Source organism: Sphingomonas chungangi (genome assembly GCF_013778325.1).
Classification (GTDB): Bacteria; Pseudomonadota; Alphaproteobacteria; order Sphingomonadales; family Sphingomonadaceae; genus Solisphingomonas; species Solisphingomonas chungangi.
On the sequence record NZ_JACEIB010000006.1, the window covers coordinates 191,268 to 213,451 of the forward strand.

The 22,184-nt window shown below is 67.5% G+C and carries 31 protein-coding genes and 2 pseudogenes; 21 read left to right on the plus strand and 12 right to left on the minus strand.

From position 1 onward, the window contains the following. Positions 1 to 11 precede the first annotated feature (11 nt). The 4 genes and pseudogenes from HZF05_RS09095 to HZF05_RS09110 all read left to right on the plus strand — a co-directional run. Positions 12 to 662 carry a cold-shock protein gene (locus tag HZF05_RS09095; protein ID WP_160365757.1) on the plus strand — a complete coding sequence of 217 codons (651 nt, stop codon included), beginning with the start codon at positions 12 to 14 and terminating at the stop codon, positions 660 to 662. A gap of 49 nt (positions 663 to 711) precedes the next feature. Continuing rightward, positions 712 to 1,104, plus strand: coding sequence for an NADH:ubiquinone oxidoreductase subunit NDUFA12 (locus HZF05_RS09100; protein WP_160365758.1), 393 nt, complete (start codon positions 712 to 714; stop codon positions 1,102 to 1,104). Between the two features lie 3 nt (positions 1,105 to 1,107). Then, positions 1,108 to 1,623, plus strand: coding sequence for an outer membrane lipid asymmetry maintenance protein MlaD (gene mlaD / locus HZF05_RS09105; RefSeq protein ID WP_160365759.1), 516 nt, complete (start codon positions 1,108 to 1,110; stop codon positions 1,621 to 1,623). Positions 1,624 to 1,838: 215 nt separating this feature from the next. Then, positions 1,839 to 2,072 (plus strand): annotated as a pseudogene (locus tag HZF05_RS09110) (DUF2155 domain-containing protein); the annotation flags it as partial. A 35-nt stretch (positions 2,073 to 2,107) separates the two neighbouring features. Here the strand turns inward: HZF05_RS09110 and aat are convergent. The 8 genes from aat to aroQ form a co-directional block, all read right to left on the minus strand. Then, the gene (gene aat, locus HZF05_RS09115) at positions 2,108 to 2,884 is read right to left on the minus strand and encodes a leucyl/phenylalanyl-tRNA--protein transferase (RefSeq protein ID WP_160365760.1); all 777 of its coding nucleotides are present in this window, start codon (positions 2,882 to 2,884) and stop codon (positions 2,108 to 2,110) included. A 16-nt stretch (positions 2,885 to 2,900) separates the two neighbouring features. Then, positions 2,901 to 3,629, minus strand: a complete 729-nt coding sequence (locus tag HZF05_RS09120; RefSeq protein ID WP_160365761.1) for a ParA family protein — start codon at positions 3,627 to 3,629, stop codon at positions 2,901 to 2,903. Between the two features lie 99 nt (positions 3,630 to 3,728). Further along, complete coding sequence (gene arsC, locus HZF05_RS09125) at positions 3,729 to 4,067, minus strand: arsenate reductase (glutaredoxin) (protein ID WP_160365762.1); 339 nt, start codon at positions 4,065 to 4,067, stop codon at positions 3,729 to 3,731. Beyond that, positions 4,064 to 4,429 (minus strand): ACT domain-containing protein, encoded by a 366-nt coding sequence (locus tag HZF05_RS09130; protein ID WP_220129777.1) that lies wholly within the window; start codon positions 4,427 to 4,429, stop codon positions 4,064 to 4,066. The genes arsC and HZF05_RS09130 overlap by 4 nt, the downstream gene beginning before the upstream one ends. Positions 4,430 to 4,436: 7 nt before the next feature. After that, positions 4,437 to 4,973, minus strand: a complete 537-nt coding sequence (locus HZF05_RS09135; RefSeq protein ID WP_160365763.1) for a hypothetical protein — start codon at positions 4,971 to 4,973, stop codon at positions 4,437 to 4,439. After that, positions 4,949 to 6,298, minus strand: a complete 1,350-nt coding sequence (gene accC / locus HZF05_RS09140) for an acetyl-CoA carboxylase biotin carboxylase subunit (RefSeq protein ID WP_160365764.1) — start codon at positions 6,296 to 6,298, stop codon at positions 4,949 to 4,951. Before accC ends, HZF05_RS09135 begins: the two co-directional genes overlap by 25 nt. A gap of 6 nt (positions 6,299 to 6,304) precedes the next feature. Beyond that, positions 6,305 to 6,802, minus strand: coding sequence for an acetyl-CoA carboxylase biotin carboxyl carrier protein (accB, locus tag HZF05_RS09145; protein ID WP_160365765.1), 498 nt, complete (start codon positions 6,800 to 6,802; stop codon positions 6,305 to 6,307). A 40-nt stretch (positions 6,803 to 6,842) separates the two neighbouring features. Then, positions 6,843 to 7,283 (minus strand): type II 3-dehydroquinate dehydratase, encoded by a 441-nt coding sequence (aroQ, locus tag HZF05_RS09150; protein ID WP_160365766.1) that lies wholly within the window; start codon positions 7,281 to 7,283, stop codon positions 6,843 to 6,845. 119 nt (positions 7,284 to 7,402) lie between these two features. Between aroQ and HZF05_RS09155 the strand changes: the two genes are divergently transcribed. From HZF05_RS09155 to HZF05_RS09165, 3 genes and pseudogenes are all read left to right on the plus strand, one after another. Beyond that, on the plus strand, positions 7,403 to 8,131 hold the full coding sequence (locus HZF05_RS09155; protein WP_160365767.1) for a hypothetical protein: 729 nt from the start codon (positions 7,403 to 7,405) through the stop codon (positions 8,129 to 8,131). Between the two features lie 41 nt (positions 8,132 to 8,172). Then, a pseudogene (thiS, locus tag HZF05_RS09160) lies at positions 8,173 to 8,391 on the plus strand (sulfur carrier protein ThiS); the annotation flags it as partial. Positions 8,392 to 8,472: 81 nt separating this feature from the next. Continuing rightward, positions 8,473 to 8,664: a CsbD family protein gene (locus HZF05_RS09165; RefSeq protein ID WP_160365769.1), complete on the plus strand. Its 192-nt coding sequence runs from the start codon at positions 8,473 to 8,475 to the stop codon at positions 8,662 to 8,664. A 95-nt stretch (positions 8,665 to 8,759) separates the two neighbouring features. On the opposite strand, the gene HZF05_RS09170 is transcribed toward HZF05_RS09165, so the two are convergent. Both HZF05_RS09170 and HZF05_RS09175 read right to left on the minus strand, forming a co-directional pair. Next, positions 8,760 to 9,113, minus strand: coding sequence for a hypothetical protein (locus HZF05_RS09170; protein ID WP_160365770.1), 354 nt, complete (start codon positions 9,111 to 9,113; stop codon positions 8,760 to 8,762). Between the two features lie 89 nt (positions 9,114 to 9,202). Further along, the gene (locus tag HZF05_RS09175; RefSeq protein ID WP_160365771.1) at positions 9,203 to 10,855 is read right to left on the minus strand and encodes a thiamine pyrophosphate-binding protein; all 1,653 of its coding nucleotides are present in this window, start codon (positions 10,853 to 10,855) and stop codon (positions 9,203 to 9,205) included. A 140-nt stretch (positions 10,856 to 10,995) separates the two neighbouring features. Between HZF05_RS09175 and HZF05_RS09180 the strand changes: the two genes are divergently transcribed. From HZF05_RS09180 to HZF05_RS09230, 11 genes are all read left to right on the plus strand, one after another. Continuing rightward, complete coding sequence (locus HZF05_RS09180) at positions 10,996 to 11,319, plus strand: DUF1476 domain-containing protein (protein ID WP_160365772.1); 324 nt, start codon at positions 10,996 to 10,998, stop codon at positions 11,317 to 11,319. Position 11,320: 1 nt separating this feature from the next. Continuing rightward, on the plus strand, positions 11,321 to 11,551 hold the full coding sequence (locus HZF05_RS09185; RefSeq protein ID WP_160365773.1) for a BolA/IbaG family iron-sulfur metabolism protein: 231 nt from the start codon (positions 11,321 to 11,323) through the stop codon (positions 11,549 to 11,551). A gap of 65 nt (positions 11,552 to 11,616) precedes the next feature. After that, positions 11,617 to 11,952 (plus strand): Grx4 family monothiol glutaredoxin, encoded by a 336-nt coding sequence (gene grxD / locus HZF05_RS09190; protein ID WP_160365774.1) that lies wholly within the window; start codon positions 11,617 to 11,619, stop codon positions 11,950 to 11,952. Positions 11,953 to 12,169: 217 nt separating this feature from the next. Continuing rightward, positions 12,170 to 13,018 carry an MBL fold metallo-hydrolase gene (locus HZF05_RS09195; RefSeq protein ID WP_160365775.1) on the plus strand — a complete coding sequence of 283 codons (849 nt, stop codon included), beginning with the start codon at positions 12,170 to 12,172 and terminating at the stop codon, positions 13,016 to 13,018. Between the two features lies 1 nt (position 13,019). Next, positions 13,020 to 13,712 (plus strand): DUF4230 domain-containing protein, encoded by a 693-nt coding sequence (locus tag HZF05_RS09200; protein ID WP_160365776.1) that lies wholly within the window; start codon positions 13,020 to 13,022, stop codon positions 13,710 to 13,712. A 57-nt stretch (positions 13,713 to 13,769) separates the two neighbouring features. Then, positions 13,770 to 14,756, plus strand: coding sequence for a quinolinate synthase NadA (gene nadA, locus HZF05_RS09205; RefSeq protein WP_160365777.1), 987 nt, complete (start codon positions 13,770 to 13,772; stop codon positions 14,754 to 14,756). Positions 14,757 to 14,818: 62 nt separating this feature from the next. Next, positions 14,819 to 15,034, plus strand: a complete 216-nt coding sequence (locus tag HZF05_RS09210) for a hypothetical protein (protein ID WP_160365778.1) — start codon at positions 14,819 to 14,821, stop codon at positions 15,032 to 15,034. Positions 15,035 to 15,160: 126 nt separating this feature from the next. Next, entirely contained in the window at positions 15,161 to 16,006 is an 846-nt protein-coding gene (nadC, locus tag HZF05_RS09215) for a carboxylating nicotinate-nucleotide diphosphorylase (RefSeq protein WP_160365779.1), read from the plus strand. A gap of 52 nt (positions 16,007 to 16,058) precedes the next feature. Beyond that, complete coding sequence (locus tag HZF05_RS09220) at positions 16,059 to 16,499, plus strand: hypothetical protein (protein ID WP_160365780.1); 441 nt, start codon at positions 16,059 to 16,061, stop codon at positions 16,497 to 16,499. Positions 16,500 to 16,543: 44 nt separating this feature from the next. Next, the gene (locus HZF05_RS09225; RefSeq protein WP_160365781.1) at positions 16,544 to 16,990 is read left to right on the plus strand and encodes a hypothetical protein; all 447 of its coding nucleotides are present in this window, start codon (positions 16,544 to 16,546) and stop codon (positions 16,988 to 16,990) included. Between the two features lie 66 nt (positions 16,991 to 17,056). Next, positions 17,057 to 17,743 carry a ribonuclease T2 family protein gene (locus HZF05_RS09230; protein ID WP_160365782.1) on the plus strand — a complete coding sequence of 229 codons (687 nt, stop codon included), beginning with the start codon at positions 17,057 to 17,059 and terminating at the stop codon, positions 17,741 to 17,743. 36 nt (positions 17,744 to 17,779) lie between these two features. Here HZF05_RS09230 and HZF05_RS09235 read toward each other — a convergent pair whose 3' ends face one another. Then, positions 17,780 to 18,211: a DUF4112 domain-containing protein gene (locus HZF05_RS09235; protein WP_160365783.1), complete on the minus strand. Its 432-nt coding sequence runs from the start codon at positions 18,209 to 18,211 to the stop codon at positions 17,780 to 17,782. A gap of 23 nt (positions 18,212 to 18,234) precedes the next feature. Continuing rightward, positions 18,235 to 19,701, minus strand: coding sequence for an ABC transporter substrate-binding protein (locus tag HZF05_RS09240; RefSeq protein WP_160365784.1), 1,467 nt, complete (start codon positions 19,699 to 19,701; stop codon positions 18,235 to 18,237). A 117-nt stretch (positions 19,702 to 19,818) separates the two neighbouring features. Between HZF05_RS09240 and HZF05_RS09245 the strand changes: the two genes are divergently transcribed. The 3 genes from HZF05_RS09245 to HZF05_RS09255 all read left to right on the plus strand — a co-directional run bounded on the left by HZF05_RS09245 (position 19,819) and on the right by HZF05_RS09255 (position 22,137). Continuing rightward, positions 19,819 to 20,124 carry a PilZ domain-containing protein gene (locus tag HZF05_RS09245; RefSeq protein ID WP_160365785.1) on the plus strand — a complete coding sequence of 102 codons (306 nt, stop codon included), beginning with the start codon at positions 19,819 to 19,821 and terminating at the stop codon, positions 20,122 to 20,124. Between the two features lie 73 nt (positions 20,125 to 20,197). Further along, complete coding sequence (locus HZF05_RS09250) at positions 20,198 to 20,569, plus strand: BlaI/MecI/CopY family transcriptional regulator (protein WP_160365786.1); 372 nt, start codon at positions 20,198 to 20,200, stop codon at positions 20,567 to 20,569. After that, positions 20,566 to 22,137, plus strand: coding sequence for a M56 family metallopeptidase (locus HZF05_RS09255; protein ID WP_160365787.1), 1,572 nt, complete (start codon positions 20,566 to 20,568; stop codon positions 22,135 to 22,137). The genes HZF05_RS09250 and HZF05_RS09255 overlap by 4 nt, the downstream gene beginning before the upstream one ends. The last annotated feature ends 47 nt before the right edge of the window (positions 22,138 to 22,184 follow it).

Sequence of the window (22,184 nt, forward strand, 5' to 3'; positions counted from 1 at the left end):
GACGATTAACCATGCAAGAAGGTGCTTTCGCGTACGACGACGAGGGAGGGGGCGAGTCCGGACACGGCAAAGCAGCCGGCCATGATGGTTCCCGTCATGGGGCTTCGCACGGTTCTTCATTTGGGCAGGACGCCGGAGACGGCCTTTCGGAGTGCGAAGTCTCCGGCGCGATCAAATGGTTCGACGCGACGCGCGGGTTCGGTTTCCTGGTCGGCGACGATGGCGAGGGCGACGTTCTCGTTCATTTTTCGGTCCTGCGCCCGTTCGGCCGCCGCAGCCTGCCGGAAGGCGCCCGTTGCGTGTGCATCGCCTCGCGGCGCGATCGCGGGCTGCAGGCGCGCACGATCGTCAGCTTCGATCTCTCCACGGCCACCGGCCCCGACCTGGAAACGGCCGCACGCCGTGCCGCGACTCATGTCGATCCGATTCCGTTGCTCGATACGGCCGGCCCTCCCGAGGCGGTGCGGGTGAAATGGTTCAATCGGCTGAAGGGCTACGGTTTCCTGATGCGCGAGGACGATCCGGCCGACATCTTCATCCACATGGAGACGGTGCGCCGTGCCGGCCTCGCCGATCTGGTGCCCGAGCAGTCTCTGACCGCGCGGATCGCCGCCGGAGCCAAGGGGCCGCTCGCCGTTCTGCTGGTCATGCCCGAGGAATAGGCATGCGTGCCGCTTGCCGCCGTCGGGGTGGCAGGCTAAGCGCTGCTTTATGGGTATCCTGACCAGCATCTTCACCTGGTGGAACGGCGCCACCATCGGCACCCGCCTCTTCTCGGCCCGCAACGGCACGCGGATGGGGACGGACGAACATGGCAACGTCTACTTCGAGGGCGGCACGGACGTTCACGGCAACCCCCGCCGCTGGGTGATCTACGACGGCGCGAACGATGCGAGCCGGGTATCGCCCGAATGGCATGGCTGGCTGCACGGCACCCATGCGGAGACGCCCGACAAGGCGCTGCCGCCGCCGCGCGCCTGGCAGGCGCCCGCCAAGCCCAACATGACCGGCACGCGCGAGGCCTACAAGCCGGCCGGTGCGCTGGAAGCGGGCGGCAAGCGCGCCGCCGCGACCGGCGACTACGAGGCGTGGAGCCCGAACTGAGCGATGCGTAATATCGTCAAGGAGCACGGCGCCGAGGCGCTGATCGGCCTGCTCGTCGTGCTGATCGCGATATGGTTCGGCTGGTACGCCTTCCAGCGCACCGGCGGCGGCCGCGTGCCGAATGCGATCCGTGTCGACGCGCTCTTCCCCAACGCCAGCGGCATCAGCCCAGGCACCGACGTGCGCGTCGCCGGCATCAAGGTCGGCCAGGTTGCCTCGGTGAAGCTCGATCCCAAGAGCTTCCAGGCGGAAGTGGCGCTGGCGATCGACCCGAACTCCAAGCTGCCCGACGACAGCAGCGCGGCGATCACGTCCGAGGGCATTCTCGGCGGCACTTACATGAATATCATTCCCGGTGGCTCCTCGACTCCGTTCAAGGATGGCGACACGATCGTCGACACGCAGGGCTCGGTCGACCTGATGAGCATGGTCGGCCAGTTCATCAACAAATCGGGCGGCAGCCCGGCCAAGGCGGCGCCGGCCGCCGCCGATCCGGGCGCGGCGCCCGCGACCCCGTGAGCCGCAAGCTCGCAGCCGGTGCGGCGATCCTGTTGATCGGCGGCTTCGCCGCATGGCAGGGCGTCGAAGCGATCCAGGCCAATGACGAGCAGCCCTCCCTGCCGCTCGGCAACGGCGCGGGCCCGGATGCGCCGGACGATAGCGCGCCCGCGAAGAAATCTTCCGTCAAGCCGGCTGCGCCCTCCGCCGACGATCTCAGCAAGGTCGAGACGCCGATGGCCGAGCGCGTCGCGGTGCTGGGCCTGCTCAACAAGCGCAACGGCGAGGAGCGCGACCTGACGCTGAAGCCCGGCCAGGCGATGCGCTGGGGCGACGTCGTGGTCCGCCTGCGCGCCTGCGAGACGAGCGCGCCGTGGGAGGCCGAGCCGCTGACCGGTGCCTTCGTGCAGGTCGACGTGCAGGGCCGCGACACGCGCTGGCGGCGGGTCTTCTCGGGCTGGCTCTACAAGGAATCGCCGTCGCTCAACGTCGTCGAGCACCCGATCTACGACGTCTGGCCCAAGAGCTGCGCGATGACGCATCCCGATATCGGGCCGGACACCGTCATGGCCTCTTCGGTCGCGGGCGGGAACGCACGCTCGATCGCGAAGAAGTCGGCCGACGACGATGACGATGCGGGCGCTCCTCCCGCCGCCGCCGCGACGCCTGCGCCCAGCGCGGTGTCCAACAGCGCGCGGTAATCGCTCCGTCCGATCTCGATCGCGCCCAGCGATGCCAAGTGATCGGTGATGAACTGGCAGTCGAGCAATTTGTAACCGCCCACGCGCAACCGCGCGACGAGATGGGCCAGCGCCACCTTGGACGCGTCGCTCATCCGGCTGAACATGCTCTCGCCGAAATAGGCGCCGCCCAGCGACACGCCGTAGAGACCGCCGACCAGCTCGCCGTCGATATCGCCCGCGCGCCATACCTCGATCGAGTGGGCGTGGCCGTTGCGGTGGAGAACGGTGTAGGCTGCCTCGATCTGGCCGTTGATCCAGGTTTCGGGCCGATCGTCGGTGGCCTCGGCGCAAGCCTGCATCACGCGGGTGAAGGCGCGGTCGGCCGTCACCGCGAACTGATCGGAGCGCAGCGTCTTCCTGAGCGAATGCGAGAGGTGGAAGCCGTCGAGCGGCAGCACGCCGCGCTTCTTGGGTTCGACCCAGAAGATGTCGGTGGCATCCCGGCTGTCCGCCATCGGGAAGACACCCACCGAGTAGGCGCGCAGAAGGAGGTCGGGGTCGATCGGCTCGGCGGCCGCGCGGCGACCCCGGCCTAGCATGAAGCGTTCTTGGGCATCAGCCGGCCAGCCTTTTCTCGATGCCGCGCCACAGGCGCTGGATCGCGGGGCCGGCGGTCGAGGAGGCCGGGAAGGGGCCGGAGAGGGGGGCGTTGGCGGTCATCGTCTCGAGTGCGCTCGCCATCGGGATGACAGGCCAGTCGGGCAGTTCCGCGAGCGCCGCGCGGTGCAGCGAGCGCCGCCGGTCGACCATGTTGAGCACGGGCAGGATCGGTGCGACCTTGCCGTGCTCGGCCTTGAGGTGCGCCACGACGTCGTCGAACGCGCGCCGCGCGAGGGGCGACGGGATGACGGGCACGATGATCAGGGTCGCCGCCCTGAGCGCCTGATCGGCGGTGTCGGTGAGGCCGGGCGGGCAATCGAGCAGGATGCGATCCCACTCCTTGTTCAGCCGGTCGGTGAGCTTGGCGAGGCGCTTGCGCTTGTCGAGATCGTGGAACAGGCGATCGAGCCCGCGCAGCGATTTGTCGGCGGGAAGCACCGAAAGATTGTCGATGTCGGTGGTGCGGACGAGATCCGAGGGCGCGGCATCCTTGGTGAAGACGGCCTGCGCCTCCTCCTTGCCGGGCTTGGTGGCGCCGAGCAGCCACGAGGAGGCCGCCTGCGGATCGAGATCCCACAGCAGGGTCCGCCGGGCCGATGCTCCCGCCGCGCACCAGGCGAGGCTCACGGTCAGCGTCGTCTTACCGACGCCACCCTTGAGACTGTAGACCGCGATCGTTGCCATGACGGAGACGATTAAGCCGCAAGCGTGTGACGGGGGCAAGACGATTGCGGGGTTGGCCCGCATTTTTGTGTCGTCCCCTCCCTTTCAAGCAGAGGAATGTCAGAGAATCTCCCTCACAACCTCCTGCGGGCGGCAGAGGCGCACGCCTTTCTCGGTTTCCACCAGCGGCCGTTCGATCAGGATCGGCTCGCGGACCATCGCATCGAGGATCGTGTCGTCGTCCGCACCGCGATAGGGCGCGGCGGCATCCTCCTTGGCGCGCAGACCCTGGCGCGGCGTGATCCCGGCCTTGGTGTACAACTCGGCGAGCCGTTCGCGGCTGGGCGGATCGCGCAGATATTCCACGATCTCCACCTCGACGCCCGGCGTTTCCTCGAGGATCGCGAGCGTCTTGCGCGAGGTGGAGCAGCGCGGGTTGTGGTAGATGGTGGCCTTCATGCGGCGGTCTCCGAAAGGGCGGCGAGGGCGGCCATCGCATCCTGCCGGCGCGGCCAGGGCACGAAGAGATGGTCGTGGTAACAGCCGGCGACGATGTTGCAGGAAATGTTACGGTCCGCGAGTGCCTTGGCCATCGCTGCCGACAGCCCTACGGCGGACAGGCTCGAATGGACCGAGAGGCTGATCCGCGCCCATTCGCCGGCATTGCGGGGCGCGATGACGGTCAGCCCCTCATCCTCGCAGACGATCGCGAAGGCATCCGGCGGCGCGTTTTCGCAGACCGTGAAGTCATAGCGATCCGGGTGCAGCTGCGGCCGCATGTCCCTGAGAAGCAGGGCCAGATCGCGGGCGCCGTCAGTCACCTAAGGCTCACGGATTGGCCGGCTTGCCCGTGCGCCATTCGGCCAGCGCGTCACGGTAGGTGGAGGAGCCCTTGAGCCGCGCCATGTACGCAATCGGTCGCTTGCTTTTCCACGGCAGCGTCTGGTCGCCCAGCGAACCGCGCGCGCCGCAATAGGATTTGCAGCTGTTGTCGCCATCGTCGAGCAGTAGCGAAGCGCCCTTGCGGCGGACGGTCAGCACGCAGTGATCGTCCGGATCGGGGGTCACCGGCGCGCGGTAGACCAGCGTGTCACCCTGCGCCTTCGCGACGCCGGCGATGCTGCACGAATGGCCATTATAGAACTGCAGTTCGGCGCGGAAATAGGCCGCATCGGCCGAGACCGGCACGATCTCGACGACATCGTCGCTCCAATAGGTCGAGCCGTCGACCAACCCGTTCTGGAAATGCGAGCTGTAGCGCCCCGCCAGCGTCTGCACCGGCGAGGAGGCGCCCGTCGCCGCGCAGCAGCCGAGTGCCGCGACGACGAGCGCGATCCGCTTCAGGCGTCCTGCTTCGCCAGCCACTCTTCCAGCCATTTGATCGTGTAGTCGCCTTCCTGGAACTCGGGATCGTCGAGCAAAGCTTGGTGGAGCGGGATCGTCGTCGTCACGCCGTCGATCACGAACTCTTCCAGCGCCCGGCGCAGGCGGCGGAGCGCGCCTTCGCGGGTGTGGCCCCAGACGATCAGCTTGGCGATCATCGAGTCATAGTAAGGCGGCACGCGATAGCCCGCATAGAGCCCGCTATCGACGCGCACGTTCATGCCGCCCGGGGCGTGATAGCCCTTCACCAGCCCCGGCGAGGGCGCGAAGGTGCGCGGATGCTCGGCGTTGATGCGACATTCGATGGCGTGGCCGCGAAACTCGACATCCTCCTGACGGAGCGTCAGCAGGTGGCCGTCGGCGATGCGGATCTGCTCGCGGACGAGATCGAGGCCGGTGATCGCCTCGGTCACCGGATGCTCGACCTGCAGGCGGGTGTTCATCTCGATGAAGTAGAACTGCCCATCCTCGTAGAGGAACTCGATCGTGCCGGCGCCGCGATAGCCCATGTCGGCCATCGCCTTGGCGACGACCGCGCCCATATCCTCGCGCTGGTCCATCGAGATGACTGGGGAGGGGGCCTCCTCCAGCACCTTCTGGTGGCGGCGCTGCAGCGAGCAGTCGCGCTCGCCGAGGTGGATGGCGTTGCCGTTGCCGTCGCCGAACACCTGGAACTCGATGTGGCGCGGATCCGCGAGATATTTTTCCATGTAGACGGTGGCGTCGCCGAACGCCGCCTTCGCCTCGGTGCCGGCCTGCTGCATCAGCGTCTCGAGCTGGCTCTCGTCGGCGACCACCTTCATGCCGCGACCGCCGCCGCCGGACGCCGCCTTGATGATCACCGGATAGCCGATTTCGTCGGCGACGCGGCGCGCTTCGGCGATGTCGGTCAGCGGGCCGTCGGAGCCGGGGACGAGCGGCAGGCCGAGCTTGGCGGCCGTCAGCTTGGCCTCGATCTTGTCGCCCATCGTGCGGATATGCTCGGGCTTCGGCCCGATGAAGATCAGGTCGTGGGCTTCCACGATCTCGGCGAACTTGGCGTTCTCGGAGAGGAAGCCATAGCCCGGATGGATCGCATCCGCGCCGCTGATCTCGGCGGCCGCGATGATGTTCGGGATGTTGAGATAGCTCTCGGCAGCGGCGGGCGGGCCGATGCACACCGCCTGATCGGCGAGGCGGACGTGCATCGCCTCGGCATCGGCGGTGGAGTGCACCGCGACCGTCTGGATGCCCATCTCGTGGCAGGCGCGGTGGATGCGGAGCGCGATCTCGCCGCGATTGGCGATCAGGACCTTGCTGATGGTCATGACCGCTTACTCGACGATGACGAGCGGCTGATCGAACTCGACGGGCTGGCCGTTCTCGACGAGCACCTGCGTCACCTTGCCGGCTTTGGGGGCGACGATCGGGTTCATCACTTTCATGGCTTCCACGATCAGCAGCGTCTCGCCGGCGGCGACCGACTTGCCAGCGGAGATGAAGGGCGCGGCGCCCGGCTCGGCGGCAAGATAGGCGGTGCCCACCATCGGAGATTTCACGAGGCCGGGATGATCCGTGGGTGCAGCGAGCGCGGGGGCCGCGGCCGGAGCGGCGGCAACGGGAGCAGGCGCTGCGGCCTGCGCCGGGGCGGCCGCCATCATCTGCGCGGGCGCCGCCGCCATCGTTACGGTGCGCGCGACGCGGATGCGGCGATCGCCGTCCTGCACCTCGATCTCGGTCAGGCGGGTGGCGTCGAGCAGTTCGGCGAGCTGGCCCACCAGCCCGACATCGACCTGCATGGCACCGTTGGAAACTTCCGGGGTATCGGTCATTACGCGACCCTCTTGTCGTTATTCATTGAAGGCGGCTCTGTCAGAGCTTGGCCGCCGCGTCCAGCGCCAGCGCATAGGACATTGCGCCGAATCCCGCCACCGTGCCCTTCGCAGCCATGCCGATATAGCTGCGATGACGAAATTCCTCGCGCTTGTGCGGGTTGGAGAGGTGGACCTCGATCACCGGAACCGACACCGCCTTGATCGCATCGTGAATGGCGACCGAGGTATGGGTGAAGCCGCCCGCGTTGAGCAGCACCGCTTTGGCGCCGGCCGCATTGGCCTCCTGGATCCAGTCGACCAAATGGCCCTCGTGATTGGACTGGCGCATCTCGATTTCCAGCCCGAGCTCCCTCGCGCGGTCGTCGAGCATGTTGGCGATGTCGTCGAGGGTGTCCGATCCGTAGATTTCCGGCTCGCGCAGGCCCAGCATGTTGAGGTTCGGGCCGTTCAGCACGAAGACAATGTTATTTTCGGCCATGATCCGCCCCAATTGCCTTGGCTGCCTCGGTCGCGGCACCTGTAGCGTTCGTCGCGGCCCGTTGGCAAATTGGGCCGACGTCGGCTGCATGTCGCTCTGCGGATCTCGGTGGGGTAGGCATGGCGACGGTGGCGTGGGCCCGGACGCGGGCGGACCGGCTCTTCTATTCGGGCGTGGCGATCGTGGTCGCCTGCTTCGTGCTGGTCGGTTTCGGGCCGAGCTGGTTCGCGCGGCCGATGCTCGGCGCGCCGGCGGGAATCGGGCCGCTTTCATGGGTGCTGATCCTGCACGGCACGCTGATGACGGCATGGCTGGCACTGACGGTGGGGCAGCCGCTGCTGGTCGCCGCGAACAACCGCGCGCTGCATCGCTCGCTCGGCATGGCGGGCGCGACAGTGGCGGCGCTCATCCTGCTGGTGGTGCCGCTCGCCACCATCCACTCGATGCGCAACGGCGGCGTTCCGGCCTTCCCGACCATCTACGTCTTCTTCGCGGTCAACATCGTCGGCCTGATAGCCTTCGCGGCAGCCGTCGGCCTGGGGATCGCCAGGCGGCGCGACGCAGAGGCGCACAAGCGGCTGATGACGCTGTCGCTCGTGGTGCTGATGCCGCCGGCTATCGGGCGCTGGCCCGTCCTGTACGTGCTGATGCCGATCTCGGGCTTCCTGCTCGCCGACGCGATCATACTCGCCGGCTGTCTCTACGACTGGCAGACGCGGGGGCGGGTGCATCGGGTGTGGAAAGTCGGCGGGCCGCTGATGATCGCCTCTCAGCTGATATGCGGGCCGCTCGGCTTCTCCGCGCCATGGATCGCGTTCGGCCGGTGGGCGATGCGATTGCCGGTCTGAGATTGCGGGCTTAAGCCTGCTGCTCTTCCGGGAGCGACTCGATGCACTCAGACGGCACGATATCGATCAGCGTCAATGGCGAGCATCGTCGCGTGCGCGATGGCCTGACCATTGCGGAATTGGCCTCCGAACTGGGGCTGGCACCCACCGGTATAGCCGTGGAGCGCAATCTCGATGTCGTGCCACGCGCGAGGTTCGGACAGGTGAAGGTGGAAGACGGCGACGAGCTCGAAATCAGTCCGTCCGTCAGTGGCGTCGATCAGGAACCGTAGCGGTGCCGATTTGTTGTGCATTGCGAAGCGGTTGGAACGATCCGCACACCACTTCGCAGGAGACATGACATGGGTGAGTTCACCGACAAGGTCAAAGGCGCCGTGAACGAGACGGTCGGCAAGGCCAAGCAAGCGATCGGTCGCGAGAGCAACGATCCGGATCTGGCCGCCGAAGGCGCAGGCCAGGAAGCCAAGGGCAACGTGCAGACCACGGTCGGCAAGGCCAAGGGCGCTGTGAAGAACGCGGTCGACAAGCTCTGATCGGCGTCGTCCCGGTATGAAAAGGGCCGCTCCGATACGGAGCGGCCCTTTTTGTTTGAGCATGGGCGGCGACCCTAAGGCCGCCGCGCGCTGACTCAGTAGCCGTAATAGTCGTCGCCGTAATAACCCGGCTGCGCATAGTAGCCGCCATAATAAGCGGGCGGCGGGGGCGGCGGGGCATAATATCCGCTGCCGTAATAGGCCGGACGGTCCGACGAGGCGATCGCCGCGCCCACGCCGAGGCCGAGGATGCCGGCCGCGACCGCGGTGCCGGTGCTGACGCCGCCATGGTGCCAGCCGCCATGATAGCCGTAGCCACCGTGGTAACCGCCATGATAACCGCCGCCCCAGCCACCGCCATGCCAGCGGGCTTCGGCCGGCGCGGCGCCGGCCAGCGTGGTGCCGGCGAGGATGCCGGCGGCGACGAGGCCTGTGATCAGCTTACGCATGTTCAGTCTCCCAAATCCGTTTCGGCGGCCTGGACCGCCACAAGAGCCCTTCTAGGTGATTCGTCCTGAATGGCCTCGGAATGGGCCCGTTATCGCTTGTTCAGACTGCTCAAACGCAAAGCGGGCGTGATCTGTTCAATGTCGGTTCTGCAATGGAGCAGCGCGAGACCCGGCTGTTCGAGTGCGCGGGCCAGCGCAAGCGCGAAATCGGCGGTTTTCTCCACCACCTCGGCCCAGCCGCCATAAGCGCGGGCAAGCGCCGCGAAATCGGGATTGGCGAGCGCGGTGCCGGAGACGCGATGCGGATATTCGCGTTCCTGGTGCATCCGGATCGTGCCGTAAGTTCCGTTGTCGACCAGTATCACCAGCAGCCGGAGCCCGTGCGCGACGGCGGTGGCCAATTCCTGGCCGTTCATCAGAAAACAGCCGTCTCCGGCGAGCGCCACGACGCGCTGATCCGGACAGCGCAACGCAGCGGCGACCGAGGCGGGGATGCCGTAGCCCATCGACCCATTGGTCGGCGCGAGCTGGGTGCCGCGCTTGCCGTAACGCCAGTAGCGGTGCCACCAGCCGGAATAATTGCCGGCGCCGTTGCAGATGATCGTGTCCGCCGGCATCGCCTCGCGCATCGCCGCGACGCACGGGCCGAGATCGAATGTGACGCCATCACGGGGCTGCGGCGTGTTCCAGGCTTCCCATTCAGCATGGGCCTGTGCGCCGTCCTCGAAGGCGAGAATGTCGTGCTCCCACTGCGCCATCGTCTCGGCGAATTCGGGCATGTCGGCGCAGATGGCGAGATCGGTGCGATAGACCGACTGGAGCTCGTTCGGATCCGGATGGACGTGGACGAGGATCTGGCCGGGATGGTCGGGCGTGATCAGCGTATAGCCATCGGTGGTCGCCTCGCCGATGCGCGGTCCGACGACGAGCAACAGGTCGGCGGCGCGCATTCGCTCCAGCAGCTTGGGGTTCGGCCCGTAGCCGAGATTGCCGGCATAGACGGGCGAGGAGGACGGGATCGCGTCCTGCCGCCGGAAGGCGCACGCGACGGGGAGGCCGATCCCCTCGGCGAATTCGGCGAAGCAATGGGCGGCGCGGTCATCCCAGTCCGCCCCGCCGACGATCGCGATCGGGTTGGTCGCGTCCTTGAGCATCTGCACCAAGGTGCCGGTTGCCCCGATGCAGGGCGGCTGCGCGGGCCGCACGACCTTGGGACGATCCGCCGTCTCGACCTCGTCGAGCAGCATGTCTTCGGGCAGCGCCAGCACGACCGGGCCGGGGCGGCCGGACATCGCCACCGCATAAGCTCGCGCGACATATTCGGGAATGCGCCGCGCGTCGTCGATCTTCGCCGCCCATTTGGCGAGCGGCGCGAACATCGCCGGGAAATCGACCTCCTGGAAGCCCTCGCGATCCTTCGCATCCCGCGCGACGTCGCCGATGAACAGGATCATCGGCGTGGAATCCTGGAAGGCGGTGTGGACGCCGATGCTTGCATTGGTGGCGCCGGGGCCGCGCGTCACGAAGCAAACCCCTGGTCGCCCGGTCAGCTTGCCGTCGGCCTCGGCCATATAGGCCGCGCCGCCTTCCTGCCGGCAGACCACCAGATCGATTTCGGATGAATCGTGCAGCGCGTCGAGCACCGCCAGATAGGATTCGCCGGGAACGCAGAAGATGCGGTCGCACCCCTGCGCGAGAAGCTGGTCGACCAGGATACGGCCGCCGGTTCGTTTCGTCGTCATGGCCGTCGATTAGGGCTTCGGCATTCGAGATGCCAGTATCCGCCGTTGTAAGCTTTTCCGACACGCTCCCTTCGTGTTGCGCGGAAACCCCGATTTCCCTATCTGCCTGAACCGGACCAGACAGGGAAAGACGCCACGCCATGACCACCTTCGACGATCGCGAGCAGGCGTTCGAGAACAAGTTCGCCCACGATCAGGAGATGGCCTTCCGCGTCACCGCGCGACGCAACCGTCTGCTCGGGGCATGGGCGGCGGGCCTGATGAAGCTGACCGCCGAAGAGGCCGATGCCTATGCCAAGGCGGTGGTGCAGGCCGAGTTCGAGGAAGCCGGCGACGAGGACGTGATCCGCAAGATTTACGGCGATCTCGTCTCCGCCAATGTCGAGACCGACGAGAGTGCGATCCGCGCCCAGCTCGATGCCTGCGAGGTCGAGGCACGTCGCCAGCTGCTGGGATCGATCTGACATGCCGATGGCGGCCGACGAGATTGCGGGCCTGATCAAGGCCGGCATCCCCGATGCGGAGGTAGAGATCACCGATCTCGCCGGCGATGGCGATCACTATGCCGCGAAGGTGGTGAGCGAGAGTTTTCGCGGCGTTCCCCGCGTGCGCCAGCACCAGAAGGTGTACGAGGCGTTGGGCGGGCGGATGGGCGGCGTGCTCCACGCCCTCCAGCTGACGACGGCAGCGCCCTGAAGCCTTGTTTTTGACGGGCGCGACCCGATTTATCGCGCAACGAACCGTCCTTTGGAGTGATTGCAATGACCGAAGACACGCAGGCCCGCATCGCCGAGGCCGTGAACGGCAACGAAGTGCTGCTGTTCATGAAGGGCTCGCCGCTGTTTCCCCAGTGCGGATTCTCCAGCCGCGCGATCGCCATCCTCGATCATCTCGGCGTCGAATACGGCTCGGTCGACGTGCTGCAGGACCAGGCGATCCGCCAGGGCATCAAGCAGTTTTCCGACTGGCCGACCATCCCGCAGCTCTATGTGAAGGGCGAATTCGTCGGCGGATCGGACATCATGATGGAGATGTACGAGACGGGCGAGCTGGCCGAGCTGCTGCAGAAGGCCGGCGTCGCGCAGAAGGCGGCCTGATCTTCGTTTCTCTGGAGAGCGTTTCCGGGAGGCCCGCGGGGTGGCGGGCCGTCGCGTGGGATCGCGCCGGCCCGCCGGTGTTCGCGGGAACGTGGAACGCTCATAGCTTTGCAGGCGGCGTGCCAGTTTTCGCGAATGGCGGATTCCCGCAGGGTCCGAAAGTTAACGCGGTTTCCGACTGTTTCCGGATTGTCAGAAATTCCGACAGGGGGGCGCCATGACCGATCAACCGCTGGTCGAAACGGTCCACCCGCTGGTGCGGCGCGTGCTGGCGCACAATCCGTCACCCTTTACCTCCACGGGTACGCAGACCCATATCGTCGGCCAAGGCGAGGTCGCGGTGATCGATCCCGGCCCCGATATTCCCGAGCATGTCGCGAACATCCTCAAGGCCGTCGAGGGCGAACGGATCGTCGCGATCGTCTGCACCCACACCCACCGCGACCACACGCCCGCCGCCGGGCCGCTGGCGCAAGCCACCGGCGCTCCGGTCATGGGCTGCGCGCCGATCATGGCGGACGACGGCAGCGGGCTGGAGGCGGGCTTCGACCACAGCTATTCGCCGGACCGGATCATGGTAGAGGGGGACAGCGTCTCCGGCCCCGGCTGGACGCTGGAAGCGGTCTTCACGCCCGGCCATACCTCCAACCACCTCTGCTTCGCGTTGCCGGAGGCGCAGGCCCTGTTCACCGGCGATCATGTCATGGGCTGGTCGACCAGCGTGGTGATCCCGCCCGACGGCGATATGGGCGCCTATATGGCGAGCCTCGAGAAGCTGATGCCGCGCGACGATGCGATCTACTTCCCCGCGCACGGCGATCCCGTCACCAAGCCCAAGCAGCTGCTGCGCGGAATGCTCGGCCATCGCAGGCAGCGCGAGAACCAGATCCTCCGCACGCTGGGCAAGGGCGCTGCCTCGATCCCCGATATGGTGGCGCAGATGTATGTCGGCCTCGATCCCCGGCTGGAGAAAGCAGCAGGCCTCAACGTGCTGGCGCACCTGATCGATCTCGACCAGCGCGGGCGAGTACGTGCCGAGGGCGAGCTGTGGAGCCTCGCGGCTTAGCATGAAGACCGTCCTGAAAGTCCTGCTCGGCATCGTGCTGGGCTTCGCGCTGGTCGCCGGCGGGGTGCTGGTGGCCGGCAAGCGCATGTTCGACCATTTCTGGTCGCCCGACCCCGAGAGCATCGCCACCGCCAGCCTGCAGGGCCTGCAGGCGCAGAGCCGGCTGACCGCCCTCGTCGCCTCCTATGTCGCGGTTGTCACCTCCAGCCAGCATCGCTTCGGGCTTTCGGCGCAGCGGACTTTGATCATGCCGGGCCGCGTGCGCTACGAGGTCGATCTCGGCCAGATGAAGCCCGGCGACGTGACGTGGGACAAGGACAGCCATCGGCTCGACGTGACGCTGCCGCCGCTGATGATCGAGGGACCGGAGGTCGATCCGCAGCGGATCAAGGCCTATGACGGCGGCGGCCTGCTGCTCAGGTTCACCGACAGCGGCGAAGCGCTCGATGCAAAAAATCAGCAGGCCGCGCGAACCGAGTTGATCGAGCAGGCGCGCGAGCCGTCGCCGGTCGCCATCGCCAAGCAGGCGGCGCGACAAGCCGTCGCGCAGAGCTTCGCATTGCCCTTGAAGGCTGCCGGGATGGAGCCGAAGGTCCGCGTCCGCTTCCGGGGCGAGGCCTTTGCGGACGACCAGCCCTTCACCCCGATGGATTTCGCGCGGCCGTGGCAGGATGTGATCGCCAATAGCCGCTGACATTTGCCGCCGACGCTCCTATCTGGGCGGCGACCGAGGGTAACGGGACATACGCACATGAACGCGCCTGCCATGAGCCTCAAAGGGCTCGATCTGAAGGCCGAGATCGACAAATTGCGCAAGGAGCGCAATGCCGTCATCCTCGCGCATTATTACCAGACGCCCGATATCCAGGACCTCGCCGATTTCGTCGGCGACAGCCTCGATCTCTCGGCCAAGGCGGCGGCGACCGACGCCGACGTGATCGCCTTCTGCGGCGTGCGCTTCATGGCGGAGGTCGCCAAGATCCTCTCGCCCGACAAGACCGTGATCCTGCCCGACATGAACGCCGGCTGCTCGCTGGAGGATTCGTGCCCGCCGGAGCAGTTCGCCGCCTTCCGCGCCGCGCACCCTGATCATATCGCGCTCACCTACATCAACTGCTCGGCGGCGGTGAAGGCGCACAGCGACATCATCGTCACCTCGTCCTCGGCCGAGCGCATCCTCGCCCAGCTGCCGATGGACCAGAAGATCATCTTCGCGCCCGACAAGAATCTCGGCGCCTGGTTCAACCGCAAGACCGGCCGTGACATGCTGCTGTGGCCCGGCGCCTGCATCGTCCACGAGGCGTTCAGCGAGACCGAGCTGCTCAAGCTCAAGGCGCAATATCCGGACGCGCCGATCGCCGCGCACCCGGAATGCCCGGCCTTCATCCTCGATCATGCCGACGAGGTGGGCTCCACCCGCGCGATCCTCGACTTCGCGCTATCGACCGATGCCGACACGATCATCGTCGCCACCGAACCGCACATCATCCACCAGATGGAGAAGGCGGCGCCGCACAAGCTGTTCATCGGCGCGCCCGGCGCGGACGGCAACTGCAACTGCAACATGTGCCCGTACATGGCGATGAACACGATGGAGAAGCTCTACGTGGCGCTGCGCGACATGGAGCCGCGCATCGAGCTCGACGAGGCCACCCGGCTGGCCGCCAAGAAGCCGCTCGACCGGATGCTGGAAATGGCCGGCAGGACGGTGGGCATGGGCGATCTCGGGTCGCGCTGATCACGGGAACGGTTTCGCTGCCGGAACGCTGTGCGCGTGAACCCGGCTAGGAGATTTTCCCCATGAACAACGTACTCGGCATGCTGATCGGCGCTGCGATCGATCGCGAGGACGGCGACAGCGGCGTCGAGGGCGCGATCGGCGGCTATCTGGCGGAAGGCGCGCTCAAGCTGGTCGCGCCGTTGGTGGTGACCTTCGCGATCGGCTGGGGCGTGCAGTTCCTGCTCCGTCGCGGGATCGAGGCGATCACCGGCGAGGATGCCGCCGCGACGGATTGATCCGGCGGCGAGGCTTCCCTACGAGAAAACCCCACCGTTCGCCCCGAGCATAATCGAGGGACGTGCGGCAGACGCAGCGTGTGGGGCACGTGCCTCGACTTCGCTCGGCACGAACGGAGTTGTGACGTGACCTTCGAACTTCCCGGCTTCGACCTCGATGCCTTCGTCCGTTCCACGCTCGCCGAAGACCTCGGCGATGCCGGCGACATCACCTCCGCCGCCGTCATCCCTGAGGCGGCGCGCTTCACCGGCGCACTGGTCAGCCGCGATGCGATCGTGGTGGCCGGGTTGCCGATCGCCGCGGCCTTCTTCCGCCACCTCGATCCCGACGTCGTGATCGAGACGCTGGCGCAGGACGGCGACCGCATCCTCAAGGGCACCACGCTGATGCGGATGGAGGGCAGCGCGCGCGCCATGCTCACCGCCGAGCGCTCGGCGCTCAACACGCTCCAGCATCTCTCGGGTGTCGCGACACTGGCGCGCACCTATGCCGATGCGATCGCCGGCACCGGCGCGACCCTGCTCGACACCCGCAAGACCATTCCGGGCCTGCGTGTTCTGGAGAAGTACGCCACCCGCATGGGCGGCGCCACCAACCACCGCATGGGTCTGTGGGACGCGGCGATGATCAAGGACAACCATATCGCGGTGGCCGGCTCCATCGGGCAGTCGGTGGGGGCCGCGAAGGCGGCGGGCATCGCCAGCATCATCGTCGAGGTGGATCGCGTCGACCAGATCGAGCCGGCACTGGCGGCCGGCGCCACCCACCTGCTGCTCGACAACATGCCGCCGCCGATCCTGCGCGGCGCGGTGACGCTGGTCGGCGGGCGCGTGCCGACCGAGGCCTCGGGCGGGGTGACGCTGGAGACGATCCGCGAGATCGCCGAAACCGGCGTGACCTACGTGTCGGCCGGCCGGTTGACCCAATCGGCCCCGGCGGCGGATATCGGGCTGGACCTCGCGCTGGCTTGAGATCGGCTGAGCGGGCGCTAGACTTCGCTTCCGGGGCAGGGGGAGTGAAGTTATGCGTCCAGAATCCATTCGATGGTTCGAGCGGGTCTATATTGGCCGGATCGTCGTCGGCTTGGCGGTCACGGTTTACAGCGCCTATTGGGCCAGCCGTACCTTTGGCGACTATCCTCCCGCCGGCTATCTCACCGGCTGGATCGGCATCGGCACAGTTATGCTCGGCCTGATGTGCAATGGTCTGCTGCTCTATTTCATTGGGCGCCGGGCGAGCCGCGTCGCCAAATGGATTTTTATAGCGGGAGCCGTGCTCGGGATGATATCGGTCTTCCGGGTCGTCATCGCGCCCAATTTCTTTCCCGCCATCTTCAAGATCGGGTCGCTCTTCCTCGTCGGGCTCGATTTCACGATGATCATGTTGATGTTCCAGCCTGATTCGCGCGACTGGTTCGAACGGCGAGGGCTGGTGGAGCAGGATTATGCCGAAACCTTTTCCTGATCGGTTTGCTGGTTTAGGCTGACGGCCAACAGGGGAGTGAGACGATGCGGCCCAGGTCGATCATGCTGTTCGAACGGATTTACGGCTTCAACATCCTGCTGGGGATCGCGTCCGGCGCATGGGCGTGGATGCACTGGACCGCGATGCTGCCGCCCGGCATGCCGCCGCAGGTCGCGACGATGATGCCGATCATCATGGCCAGCAGCCTGATCGGCGGGACGATCATCAACCTGCTGCTGCTCTTCTTCATCGCGCGCAAGGGCGCGGAGATCGCGAAATGGATCTTCATCGTCCTGTTCGTCGTCGGCGTCGTCGGCGTGCTGCGCGGCTTCGCGGGATCGGCGGTGCAGTTGCCGGCGGTGACGCGCGTTTTCGCGATCGTGCAGATCGTCATCCAGGCCGCATGCGCGTGGCTGCTGTTCCGCCCGGACACCGTGCCGTGGTTCAGGGGCGAGCCGGTGCCGCCGAACCTGCGCGACACGTTCTCCTGAACGCTTGCGCAATAGGAATTGGCGAGCTAATCGTTCTCTAAATGTTCTTTTATGGGAGATTCGCGCGTGCGTTTCCTGCTGACGATCCTCGCTTTGCTGGCGCCATCGATGGCTGCGGCTCAGCCGCTGCCGCGTCCCCATGCCGAGCTGGCGAGCGCCGATCAGCCGGCGCGGCGCGTGCCGACCACCGGCTACACGCTCTCGTTGATCTGGACGCCGGAGCATTGCTTCGCGCAGAACAGGCGCGGCGGGGGGCAGGACGACATGGAATGCTCGGGTGTCTCCGCGCACGGCTTCATCCTGCACGGGCTATGGCCGGACGGGGACGGGCCGAACCGCTGGCCGCAATATTGCCACCCGGTTGCGATCCTCACCGACGACCAGCTGCGCGCCGGCATCGCGGCCACGCCCTCGACCCAGCTGCTACAGCACGAATGGGCCAAGCACGGCAGTTGCATGACCAACGATCCGGTCGCCTATTTCCGGACCGAGGACGGCATATATAACGGCATCCACGCCCCCGACATGGCGAGCCTCGCGCACCGCCGGGGGCTGACCGCCGGTCAGGTCCAGTCCGCCTTCGCCGCCGCCAATCCGGGAATGCGTGCCGACATGATGCGGCTCAACCTCAACAAGCGCGGCTGGCTGGAGGAAGTGTGGATCTGCATCGGTCTCGACAAGCGCCCGCGCACCTGTCCGGCGGAATCGGGCGGGGCGGATATGAGCGAGTCGGTGAAGGTGGCGGCTCCGTGAGTTGAACCCCCTCTCCCGCCCGGCGTGAGAGGGTGGTCAACGCTTCACGATCTCGCCCTCGACCACCGCGCTTTCAGGAAAATGCCGGTCGAGGTGGCGCTTGATTATCTTCAGGTTCATCGTGTTGGACCGGAAGAAGAAGTCCGGTATCGCCCCCACCCACGGGATCAACCCGAGCGCGAAGTCGAAGCCGACATTGCCGGCCATCCGCGCCATCTGCCATTTCGACATGCCGAGGTTGCGCGCCTCCCAGATGATCCAGCCGCCGAGCGCCGCGGCCACCGCATCGCCGGCGACGGGCAGCGCATCGAGGATCACATCGAGGCCGATGCGCCGGTTGATCACCGGCACGACGAACAGCCCTTCCAGCAGATGCTCCATATGCTCGATCCGCCGGCGCACCGAGGCGGGATCACGGCCTAGCTGCGCCTTCTCGGCGAGGCGGTCGAAATGGTCGGTCATGGGCATATGCGGCGGCTCCTTCGCGCGTATCAGCGCTTGAGGGGCGTCCTCAGTTCATTCAGCGGGTGAATCGCGCGCGGCGAGTCGCGATAGAGATCGAGGCCGGGCGCCACCAGCGACCAGCGGACCGGCTGGCCGAGCGCGATGAAGGGCGTATCGTCTGCCATCAGCGCATCGGCCTGCATCAGCAGCACGCCGCGCTCGGCGAGAGAATCCGCGTCGCGCGCCTCGACCAGCAGGCGATCGGTGACGTCGGTGCAGATCACCCGCCGGTCGCAGGCGAAGCTGCGCAGGTAGAAGCTGGCGATATCGGCGGGCGCGACCGCGTCGATCAGGCGCAGCTCCGCCATGTCGTTCGGCCCGACCGCGACGGCCTGCACGCCAACCGCCCGCCAGTCGCGTGCGATGCTCGCGAACAGCAGCGTCGCGCCGGGGCCGGGCGGCATGGCGACGCGCAACACCGGAACGGAGCCATGCGCGGCCCGCCACTTGCCGATCAGCCCTTGCGCCTGCGCCTGCCGATCGGCGAGCGGCAAGGCGGACCAGGACGGCGTCGCGGGCTGTTCGATCTCCGGCGTGCCCGGCGCGACGATCGTTGTGATTGGCGACCAGCCCGGCACGCCGAGCAGCGGCCCGATCCGGTCGCGATCGACCGCCATGGCGAGCGCCCGGCGATTGCCGGCATCGGCGGTGAAGCCGGCATCGGCCTGCACGAAGGCGAGGCCGAACAGGCCCTCCACCGGATCGAAGCGGAGCGCCCCGCGCGGCAGCCCGGCAAGATGCGCCACGGGCAGATCGGTGAAGCGACCACCGAGCACGAGATCGGACCGGCCGGCGACGAACCGGGCGATCGCGCGACCGGCGGCCTGCCCGCGCAGCCTCACCATCGGCGGCGGGCGCGAGGGATCGTCGGGATCGGCGTCGCGATCGGGGAGGGGACGCAGCAGTGCCGCTCCTTCCCCTGATGCCACGATCGCGAACGGCCCATGACTGGCGGCGCCCATCGTCAGATCCGGTTGCGCGAACAGCTCGAGCAGATTGGGGCGCGGGGCCTTCAGTTCGACGTCGATCACCTGCGGGGTGACAGCATCCACCTCCTCGATCGCGCCGAGCAGCGGCTTGAGCGGGTTGCTGCTGTTCGCCGCGATGGCGGCATGGATGCGGCGGGCCACGGCCTCCGCATCGATCGGGCGGGCGCCAGGATCGGGCAGGTCCGGCAGACGGAAGATCAGGCTGCGGCCGCCGTCGCTCACGATCCAGCGCGCGGCGATGCCGGGAACGATCTGCCCTCCGGCATCGAAGCGTACCAGTCCCTGGCGGGTCGCCCCGATCAGCGCGGCGGACGGCGCATCGAGCGGGGCGCGATCGGCGCCAGCGCGGCTTGCGGCGGTCGCGGAGCCGATCACGCTTACCTCGATCGGTCCGCCATCGTCGTGCCGCCGGCATCCGGCGAGCAGCGTGAGCGCGACGAGCGCGGGGAGGGCGATCCGGACCATGGCGCTATCGCCACCCTAAGCGGCACGCGCCCGAGCGCCAGCCTGAACATGCTCTTCACCATTGTTTTACGAGGCCCGCGCTATCCGGGTCCGTCGATCCGGGGGAAAGGTGATCCGATGAAGGCAGTCATCCAGATGCGTCGGGAAGATCCGCGCCGCGAATCGCGACACTTCGCGCATCGCGACGGCGAGATCGAGCCGGTCGGCTCGGACAGCGTGCCGGGCGTCGTCACCGATCTGTCCCGCTCTGGCTTCCGCATCGTCGTCGACGAGCCGCTCGCGCCCGAAGCCGTCGTGTGGCTGAAGGTCGGTGGGCAGGGGCCGTTCATGGCCCGCGTCGTTTGGTATGACGGCACCGCCGCCGGCTGCGAATTTGCCGGCCGCCTCCACCCGAACATCGTTGCCGGTCTCCTCGAAGGCTGATCCTCAAGCTGCGATCGCTTGACGATTACAGATGTGGTCATTACGATCACAACTGTAATCGAAGAGGTGAGTCGTGGCCGAGCGGATCAGCGAAGCGGAACTGGCTGTCATGGAGGCGCTGTGGGCGTCGCCCGTGCCGCTCACCGCGCAGGAGGTGCACGATCGCATCGGCGACGCGCGCGACTGGAGCGACCGCACCGTCAAGACCATGCTCGGACGCCTCCTCGCCAAGGGCGTGCTGGCGCATGAGGAGGATGGCCGGCGCTATCTCTATCGCCCGGCCGTGAAGCGCGACGCCTATGTCGCGGGTGAGTCCCGCCGGCTTGTCGATCGCCTGTTCGGCGGGCGCGCCGCGCCGCTGGTCGCGCATCTTGCCGAGGGCGAGGGGCTTTCCCCGCAAGATATCGCCGAACTCGAGGCCCTGCTGAAGGAGCTCAAGGCATGACCGGCTATTTCCAGGCGCCGTGGGTGGTGCAGACGCTGATCGCCTCCGCCCTGCTGATGGCGATCGTGCTGATGCTGCGCGCGTCCGTCACCCGTGCTTTCGGCGCGCGCGCGGCCTATGCCTTGTGGCTGTTGCCGGTGCTGCGGATGATCCTGCCGCCGCTGCCGGGCTGGCGGATGCTGGCAGTGCCGGTGATCTATTGGGCGCCGCAGCACAGGACGGTCGGCCTGGTCGATCCGGCGACGGCGGTGCAGTTGGCGCATGATGTGGTGCGGTCCGAACATGCGCGCATCGCGGAGCACTTCGCGCCGGGCATGCCCGTCCAGATGATCGTCTCGCCGCACCCAGCGCCGTTGCTGCCGGGCGTCGACTGGCCGGTGCTGCTGCTGGGCGTCTGGCTGGGCGGCGCGACGCTGTGGTTCGGCTGGCAGATGGTCCGCTATCGTGCCTTCCTGGCCCGGGCCATGCGTGGCGCGCGTCCGTTGACTCGCGAGTGCGGTATCGACGTACTGCTCAGCGATCATGTCGACGGGCCGGTGGCGGCCGGCGTGTTCCGGCGCCGCATCTTGCTGCCTTCCGACTTCATGGCGCGCTACTCGCCCGCCGAACGCCGGCTGGCGCTGGTTCACGAGGCGGCGCACCACGATCGCCGCGACGTCCAGGCCAATCTGCTCGGCCTCGGCGTGCTGGCGCTGCACTGGTGGAACCCGCTCGCCCACCGCGCCTATCGCGCCTTCCGCGCGGATCAGGAACTCGCCTGCGATGCGACGGTGCTGGCCGATGCGTCGACGGTGGATCGCATCGCTTACGGAACGGCGGTGCTCAAATCGGCCTCGGCGCGGATGCCTGGTGTGGCCTGCGCGCTCAGTCACAAGGCTCAGCTCAAGCAGAGGATCGTCATGATGACCAGGAAGCCGATCGGCGCGACGCGCCTTTTGATGGGAGGCGTGGTTGCGCTCGCCGCGATCGGCGGCGGGCTGCTGCTCACCGCGTCGGGCAGCGCGCTGGCGCAGGATATGCATCCGGTCGAGTTCACCGGCCCGGCGCCCGCGCCGGTCGAGGCGGCCCGCGCCGGGTCCGACCGCGCGGCGCGCCGGGCGGAAGCCGCCGGCCGCCGGGCCGAGGCGGCCGGCCGCCGCGCCGGCGCCATCGGTGAGCAGGCGGGGCGCACCGCCGGGATCGCGGCCGAGCGTATGTCGGCCGAGGCCGAGCGCCGCGCCGCCACCGCGTCCGCCGAAGCCGAGAAGGCCGGGCGCGAGGCGGCGGCCGCTGGCGCGAATGCCGAAGAAATCCAGCGCACGGCGCTCGCCGCCGCGCGCGCCGATCTAGCGCGGCAATGCGCCGCCGCCGGCACACCGATGGACGCCAATGCCGATTGGGGCACGCTCGCCACCTGCGGCCGCATGCACGAGATGGTCCGCACCGCGATGGAGCAGGCGCGCCTGGCGATCCGCACGGCGCCCGGACTGAGCGATGCCGATCGTGCCCGTGCCATGGCCAACATTGATCGTGCCGCAGCGGACGGGGATCACGAGATCGACGCAGCGAAGGATGCGCCGACGTCCTGATAATCCATACGATCGACACGGGCCGTCGGTGCGGATCGTACCGGCGG